6 protein-coding genes and 1 pseudogene are annotated in these 7,501 nt (G+C 74.9%); 2 read left to right on the plus strand and 5 right to left on the minus strand.

The features are described from left to right. Nucleotides 1-132: pseudogene (locus AC0CYZ_RS17090) on the plus strand (IS30 family transposase); the annotation flags it as partial. A 238-nt stretch (nucleotides 133-370) separates the two neighbouring features. Here the strand turns inward: AC0CYZ_RS17090 and purM are convergent. The 5 genes from purM to AC0CYZ_RS17115 form a co-directional block, all read right to left on the minus strand. Further along, entirely contained in the window at nucleotides 371-1,462 is a 1,092-nt protein-coding gene (purM, locus tag AC0CYZ_RS17095; protein ID WP_472217458.1) for a phosphoribosylformylglycinamidine cyclo-ligase, read from the minus strand. Beyond that, the gene (purF, locus tag AC0CYZ_RS17100; RefSeq protein WP_472217460.1) at nucleotides 1,459-3,111 is read right to left on the minus strand and encodes an amidophosphoribosyltransferase; all 1,653 of its coding nucleotides are present in this window, start codon (nucleotides 3,109-3,111) and stop codon (nucleotides 1,459-1,461) included. Before purF ends, purM begins: the two co-directional genes overlap by 4 nt. Before the next feature lie 66 nt (nucleotides 3,112-3,177). Then, nucleotides 3,178-5,337, minus strand: coding sequence for a putative bifunctional diguanylate cyclase/phosphodiesterase (locus tag AC0CYZ_RS17105; RefSeq protein ID WP_472217462.1), 2,160 nt, complete (start codon nucleotides 5,335-5,337; stop codon nucleotides 3,178-3,180). Continuing rightward, nucleotides 5,330-6,130, minus strand: coding sequence for an SAM-dependent methyltransferase (locus AC0CYZ_RS17110; protein WP_472217464.1), 801 nt, complete (start codon nucleotides 6,128-6,130; stop codon nucleotides 5,330-5,332). Before AC0CYZ_RS17110 ends, AC0CYZ_RS17105 begins: the two co-directional genes overlap by 8 nt. 91 nt (nucleotides 6,131-6,221) lie before the next feature. Beyond that, entirely contained in the window at nucleotides 6,222-6,668 is a 447-nt protein-coding gene (locus tag AC0CYZ_RS17115) for a sterol carrier family protein (RefSeq protein WP_472217466.1), read from the minus strand. Between the two features lie 64 nt (nucleotides 6,669-6,732). Between AC0CYZ_RS17115 and AC0CYZ_RS17120 the strand changes: the two genes are divergently transcribed. Next, nucleotides 6,733-7,440: an SGNH/GDSL hydrolase family protein gene (locus AC0CYZ_RS17120; RefSeq protein WP_472217468.1), complete on the plus strand. Its 708-nt coding sequence runs from the start codon at nucleotides 6,733-6,735 to the stop codon at nucleotides 7,438-7,440. Nucleotides 7,441-7,501: the final 61 nt, after the last annotated feature.

Below are 7,501 nucleotides of genomic sequence, written 5' to 3' on the forward strand. Positions count from 1 at the left end.
GAACACCTCGCCGCCGTCGCCGCCGAACTCAACGGCCGACCCCGCAAGACCCTCGGCTGGCGCAACCCCGCCGAAACCATGCGCCAGCTACTGTCCGCCCCACCAACCACCGGTGTTGCAACGACCCCCTGAGGCCAAGGGCGATCCTGCGTGCCTGGTGTGCTCCTGATCATGGCGTCGGCGGGCACCGGCTCCCCGCCCGTTGATCAGGGGCACACCAGGCGGGGCGCAGGCCGACTTTGCGTGCCTGGTGTGCTGATGATCACCGGGAGTGGGGCGGCCGGGCGCGGCAGCACGGCCGGGCGCGGCAGCCCGGCCGAGCGCGGGTCGACACGGCCGGGCGCGGCAGCGCTACCGGCGCGGATCGGCCTCAGAAGCGCGGGTGGTCCCCGTGCAGGGCGGCCTCGCCCGGCGTGCCGATCCCGCCCTCCGCGGCGCGGATCTCCCCGAGCACCCACGCCGGGACGTGCTTGGCGGTGAGCACCGCGAGCGCCCGGTCGACGTCCTCGGGCGGCACGATCGCCACCATCCCGACGCCCATGTTGAAGGTCGACTCCATCTCGGCGCGCTCCACGCGGCCGCGCCCGGCGATGAGCTTGAACACCGGGTCCGGGGTCCACGTCGTCCGGTCGAGGTCGGCCCGCAACCCGTCGGGGAGCACCCGCGCCAGGTTCGCGCACAGCCCGCCGCCGGTGACGTGGGCGAACGTCCGGACGTCGGTCTCCGCCACGAGCGCGAGGCAGTCGCGGGCGTAGATCCGGGTCGGGCGCAGCAGCTCCTCGCCGAGGGTGTGGCCGAACTCCTCCACGTGCCCGTCGAGGGACATCCGCCCGATCTCGAGCAGCACCCGACGGGCCAGCGAGTAGCCGTTGGAGTGCAGACCCGACGCGGCCATCGCGATCACGTGGTCGCCGGCGCGCACACGGTCGGGACCCAGCACCGCGTCGGCCTCGACGACCCCGACGCCGGTGGCCGAGAGGTCGTAGTGGTCGGGGTGCATGACCCCGGGGTGCTCCGCGGTCTCGCCGCCGAGCAGGGCGCAGCCGGCGATCCGGCAGCCCTCGGCGATCCCGGAGACGATGGCCTCGACCTTCGCCGGGTCGAGGCGCCCGATGGCCAGGTAGTCCTGCAGGAACAGCGGCTCCGCCCCGCAGACCACGAGGTCGTCGACCACCATCGCGACGAGGTCGAGCCCGACGGTGTCGTGCTTGTCGACGGCCTGCGCCACGGCGATCTTCGTGCCGACGCCGTCGGTGGACGCGGCGAGCAGCGGCTCGGTGTACTTCGACGTGCGCAGCGCGAACAGCCCGGCGAAGCCGCCGATGCCGCCCATCACCTCCGGGCGCGCGGTCGACGCCGCGAGGGGCTTGATGCGCTCCACCGCCCGCTCGCCCGCGGCGACGTCGACGCCCGCCGCGGCGTAGCTGGCGGAGGAGTCGGCCCGCGATCCGGCCGCGGTCACGGGCGGGAGAGGGCGTCCTCGGCCCCGTAGCCGTGGCTGGAGCGGGTGGCCGGCACCGCCGCGGCGTTCACGGGCACGCCGGAGCGCGTCCCCGTCGCCTCGTGGATGACGTTGCCCGCGTCGCCGCACGGTGTGCCCGTGACGTCCTCGAGCATGTGCTTGCCGACCATCGCCTCGTCGGGCAGGGCGATCGGGTACTGCCCGGAGAAGCACGCCGTGCACAGCCGCGAGCGGGGCTGCTCGGTGGCGGCGACGAGGCCCTCCTGCGAGATGTAGCCCAGGCTGTCGGCGCCGACCGAGCGGCGGATGCCCTCGTTGTCCAGGCCGTTGGCCACGAGCTCGGCCCGGGAGGCGAAGTCGATGCCGTAGAAGCAGGGCCAGCGGACCGGCGGGCTCGCGATCCGGACGTGCACCTCGACCGCCCCGGCCTCGCGCAGCATCCGGACCAGGGCGCGCTGGGTGTTGCCGCGGACGATCGAGTCGTCGACCACCACGAGGCGCTTGCCCCGGATCACCTCGCGCAGCGGGTTGAGCTTGAGCCGGATGCCGAGCTGGCGGATGGTCTGCGAGGGCTGGATGAAGGTGCGGCCGACGTAGGCGTTCTTCACCAGGCCCATGCCGTAGGGGATCCCCGACGCCTCGGCGTAGCCGACCGCCGCCGGCGTCCCGGACTCGGGCACCGGGATCACGAGGTCGGCCTCGGCGGGGTGCTCCGCGGCGAGCCGACGCCCGATCTCCACGCGCGCCATGTGCACGCTGCGGCCGGCGATCGAGGTGTCGGGGCGCGCGAGGTAGACGTACTCGAAGATGCAGCCCTTGGGCTCCGGCGCGGCGAACCGCGAGGACCGCAGGCCGTCGGCGTCGATCGCGAGCAGCTCGCCCGGCTCGACCTCGCGGACGAAGGACGCCCCGACGATGTCGAGCGCCGCGGTCTCCGAGGCCACCACCCAGCCACGGTCGAGGCGGCCCAGCACGAGCGGGCGCACGCCGTGGCGGTCACGCGCGGCGTAGAGCGTGGTCTCGTCGCAGAAGGCGAGGCTGAAGGCGCCCCGCAGGTCGGGCAGCAGCCGCAGTGCCGCCTCCTCCACGCCGAGGTCGGCCGCGGACTCGGCCAGCAGCCCCGTCACGACGTCGGAGTCGGTGGTGGCGGCCATCCGGGCCCGGCCGTCGGGCACGCCGTCGGGGAGCTTGCGCCCGACGAGCTCGGCGGTGTTGACGAGGTTGCCGTTGTGCCCGAGTGCGATCCCGGTCCCCGCGGGCGTGGTCCGGAAGGTCGGCTGCGCGTTCTCCCAGGTCGGCGACCCGGTGGTCGAGTACCGCGTGTGCCCGACGGCGAGGTGGCCGCGCAGCGAGGCCAGCGTCTGCTCGTCGAAGACCTGGCTGACCAGCCCGAGGTCCTTGAACACCACGATCTGGCGGCCGTCGGACACGGCGATGCCCGCGGCCTCCTGGCCGCGGTGCTGCAGCGCGAACAGCCCGAAGTAGGTGAGCTTCGACACGTCCTCCCCGGGAGCCCACACACCGAAGACGCCGCACTCCTCGTGGGGCACGTCGTCCGCGGTGTGGGTGGGGTCTTCAGGACGAATCGGCTCCGGAACGGGACCGGCTGCGACCACCGAGGGGCTCCTCGAGACGGGGGCGGGAAGCATCCCCCAGCCTACGTGCGCCGCCCGTCGCGGTCGCGGGTCGTGGCCGTGACAGGAGCGGCGATCGGGTCACGAACCGGACGGAACGCCCTCGTCGTCGTCGTCGGGTCCCGGCCACGGTGGCCCGTGCGGATCCCGCAGCACGTCGAGGACGTCCTCCCGCGGCAACGCCGCCGCGAAGTGCCAGCCCTGGCCCTCGTCGCACCCCAGCCGGCGCAGCCGGGCGGCCTGCGCCGGTGTCTCGACGCCCTCCGCGCACACGGTCATGCCGAGCGCGTGCCCGAGCTCGACGAGGGTCCCGACGATGCGCTCGTCGACCGGGTTGGTGACGTCGGCCTCCCGCAGCCCCTCGCCGAAGGACCCGTCCAGCTTGATCACGTCCACCGGCAGCTTGCGCAGGTAGGACAGGTTCGAGTAGCCGGTGCCGAAGTCGTCGATCGCGATGCGCACGCCGAGGGCGCGCAGCCCGTCGAGCGCCTTGAGCGGGGCCCCCTCGTCGCTGGTCAGGGCCCGTTCGGTGAGCTCGATCTGGAGCAGGTGAGGGGGCAGGCCGGTGTCGGCGAGCACCGTCTCGACGTCGGGGAGCAGCGTCGGCTCGTGCAGCTGGCGGGGCGCGACGTTGACCGAGACGAACGGGGCGGCGTCGCCGAACTCGTCGTACCAGAGCTTGGCGTCGCGGCAGGCGCGCGCCAGCACCCAGTGCCCGAGCGGCACGATCGCGCCGGTCTCCTCGGCGAGCCCGATGAACCGGTGCGGGCCGAGCACCCCCAGCTTCGGGTGGTGCCAGCGGACCAGCGCCTCGACGCCGCGCATCGCGTGGTCGGCCATCGACACGAGCGGCTGGTAGAGCGCGAAGAACTCCTCCCGCTCGATCGCCGCCGGCATCGCCGCCGAGAGGGCGAAGCGGGTGATCTCGGCCTCGTCGCGGTTCGGGTCGTGCAGCGCCCAGCGCCCGCGCCCGTCGGCCTTCGCGGAGTAGAGCGTCAGGTCGGCCGCGCGCATCAGGTCCGAGGTGTCCCCGCCCACCACGCCGCGCTCGACGACGCCGATGCTCGCCGTGATCAGCAGCTCCTGGCCGGCGAGGACCAGCGGCCGGGACAGCGCGTCGAGGATCCGCTCGGCGAGCGCCACCAGCTGCGCCTCCCCGCGCGAGTTCTCGACGAGGACGACGAACTCGTCGCCGCCCATCCGCGCGACGAGCTCGCCGTCGGTGGCCTGCTCGGCGAGGCGGATCGCGACCGCCTGCAGCATGAGGTCGCCGACCTCGTGGCCGAGGCTGTCGTTGACCGCCTTGAACCCGTCGAGGTCGAGGAAGCAGAGCCCGACGCGGCGCGACGAGCCCGCCGGCGTGGTGTCGAAGATGCGCTCGAGCCGGTCGGAGAACAGCGCGCGGTTCGGCAGCGTCGTCAGGGTGTCGTGGTAGGCCTGGTACTCCAGGTGGGACTGGAGCAGGTGCTGCTCGGTGACGTCCTGGAGCATCGCCACCTGGTAGGCGGGCGCGCCGTGCTCGTCGCGCACCAGCGAGAGCGTCAGGTTGCAGATGATCTCCTCGCCGTCCTTGCGGTAGTACCGCTTCTCGGCGCGGAAGTTGTCCACCTCCCCGGCGAGCAGCCGCTCGTACTGCACCCACACCGAGGGCAGGTCGTCCGGGTGCGCCAGCTCCCCCACCGACCGGCGGCGCATCTCCTGTGCGGTGTAGCCGAACATCTGCGTCAGCGTCGGGTTGACCTCGACGATGCGGCCCTGCAGGTCGCCCAGCGCGATCCCGATCGCGGCCTCGTAGAACATCGCGCGGAACCGCGCCTCGCTGGCGTGCAGGGCCTGCTCGGTCTGGTGCCGCGCGACGATCACGGCGCGCCGGATGGCCTCCTGCTCGTCGAGGGTGCGGTCCCGCAGGGTCGTCGCGTAGCCCGACGCGAGGGCCCCGACGAGCGCGGCGACGTCCCCGCGGACCGCCTCGCCGAGCAGGTCGGGGAGCCGGGTGGAGAGCAGCACGATCGTCCGCTCGAGCGTCGAGGGCCCGGTGAAGTGGGCGGCGACGAGCCGCGCGCCCGCCTCGACACCCACCGTCGCGTCGACGGGGTGGGTGGACAGGGCCGCGACGAGGTCGGCGCTGATCTCGGTGAGGTACTCGACGAGCTCGTCGGACCCCATCGGCACGTAGCTCGTGCCCTCGACCTCGGCCGCCCAGGCACGGGCGAGCGCCTCGACGACGCCCTCGTCAGTCACGACGTCCCACGCCCGCGTACCCGGGGTTGCGCTCGGCCCCGTCGGGCACCGGGCCGTCCGGGCGCCAGAGCGGGATGTGGACGACGCCGGGGTCGAGCACCGAGAAGCCGTCGAAGAAACGCACCACGTCGTCGTGGGGCCGCATCGACATCGGCGTCGCCGTGCGCCGGTAGAGCGCCACGTGGTCGTCCACGCGCTGCGGCGCGCCGTCGGCGGAGGCGTGGCTGAGCACGAGGTGGCTGCCGGGGACGAGTGCGTCGCGGTAGCGCGCGAGGGCCTCGCCGGGTCGGCGCTCGTCGCCGACGAAGTGCAGCAGGGCGACGGCGAGCAGCGCGACCGGGCGGTCGAGGTCGAGCACCGCGCGGGTCTCCGGGGCGCCGAGCACCGCGTCGACGTCGAGGAAGTCGGCGTGGACGACGCCGCAGCGGGGGTCGTCGGCCAGGAGCGCCCGGGCGTGCGCGACGGCGACGGGGTCGACGTCGACGTAGACCACGCGCGCCGCCGGGTCCTCGGCCTGGGCGACCTCGTGGACGTTCCCGGCCGTGGGGATCCCCGACCCGACGTCGAGTAACTGGTCGATGCCGGCGGCGATGCAGAGCCGGACGGCCCGCCGCATGAAGGCGCGGTTGGCCTGCATGATCCGCGGCAGGTCCGGCCAGTCCGCGATGGCCTGGCGCGCCATCTCGCGGTCGACCGCGAAGTTGTGACTGCCGCCCAGGTAGTAGTCGTAGACGCGCGCCGCGCTCGGACGGTCGATGTCGACGTCCTGCGGCGCCCACGTCGGACGTGTCACGCGGTCACCACCCCCCGGTCACCGAGAGCATACGGGCGGGGACCGCGCGGACGAGTGGCCACGATCGGGCGACCGTCGTCGCCGTCGGCGGTCAGTGGGCACCGTCCGGGAGCGGGTCGGACCCGGCGTCGGCGTCGGCGAGGGGCAGCCAGTGCCCGACCTGCGGGGCCCGGTGCCCCGAGGCCCGGACCGCCCCGGTCGCGACGGCGTCCTCGAAGCGCGCACGGCCGAGCGCGAGCGCGCACCAGGTCCGGGGGTCGGTCTCCACCACGTTGGGCGGCGTCCCGCGGGTGTGCCGGGGGCCCTCGACGCAGTGCACCGCGCCGAACGGCGGGACCCGGACCTCGACACTGCGGCCCGGGGCGACGTGCTCCAGCGCGGCGAGGGAGGTGCGGACGGCGGCGGCGCGGACCGCGCGCGGCGGAGCGGGCACGGCGTCGTCGGGACTCGGTCCCTCGGGGCGCGCGTCCACCCAGGCGGCGACGGCGGCCAGGGCGCTGCGGACCTCGTCGGGTCGCGGGGCTCGGCGTGGGGGCATGGTGTCCCCGAATCTAGGCCCCCGCCGTCGCGCGCGCCGCCGCCGTCCGTGGTGGGCTGCCGCGGTGCTGCGACGTGCGCTCGGGGTGCTCCTGCTGCTGGTCCTCGCCGCGTGGGCGCGGGGCCTCGCGGCCGCCCGGACGATGGAGACCGACCACGCCGCCTACTGGCGACGCCGGGGTCGCTCGCCGGGGGACCTCCTGCTCGTCGCGCTCGGCGACTCGCTCGCGCAGGGGCTCGGGGCGATCCACCCGGAGCGGTCGTGGGCGGGGCGGCTGGCGGACGCGCTGGAGGAGCGCACCGGCCGTCCGGTGCGGGTGCTCTGCCTCGGCGTCTGCGGGGCCGGGGTGGCCGACGTGCTCGCCGACCAGCTGCCGCAGGTGCCCGAGGCGGCGCTGCGCGGCGAGCCGGGGACGCTGATCGCGCTCGAGGTGGGCACCAACGACGCGTCCGGGGGCACCGACCCCGAGGAGTTCCGGCGCCTGCTCACGCAGGTGTGCGCGGCGCTGCCGGCGGGCTCGCTCGTCGGGGACGTGCCCGACCTGAAGCGGGGCGCGGTGCGCCGGGCCGGCGCGGCGCTCTCGGAGGTGGCGCGCGAGGTCGTGGCGGCCCACCCGCAGCTGCGGCCCGCCCGGGTGGAGGCCTCGACGCACGGCGTGGTCCCGTGGGAGTTCGGGCCGGACCTGGCCCACCCCAACGGGCTGGGCTACCGGCGCTTCGCGCGGGCGTTCACGGCGGCGCTGGACGAGGGGGCCCGTCCGGCCTCCGGGTGAAGCGGCCCGGGAGTGAGCGGCCCCATCGGCGTGCTCCCCTGAATCTGCACTCGGACGGCAG

This window comes from Actinomycetospora sp. (assembly GCF_055612215.1).

What these genes read in the sequence shown, in the direction of transcription:
- purF (WP_472217460.1), bottom strand. Translation starts at nt 3,111, where the DNA reads ATGCTTCCCGCCCCCGTCTCGAGGAGCCCCTCGGTGGTCGCAGCCGGT.
- AC0CYZ_RS17115 (WP_472217466.1), bottom strand. Translation starts at nt 6,668, where the DNA reads ATGCCCCCACGCCGAGCCCCGCGACCCGACGAGGTCCGCAGCGCCCTG.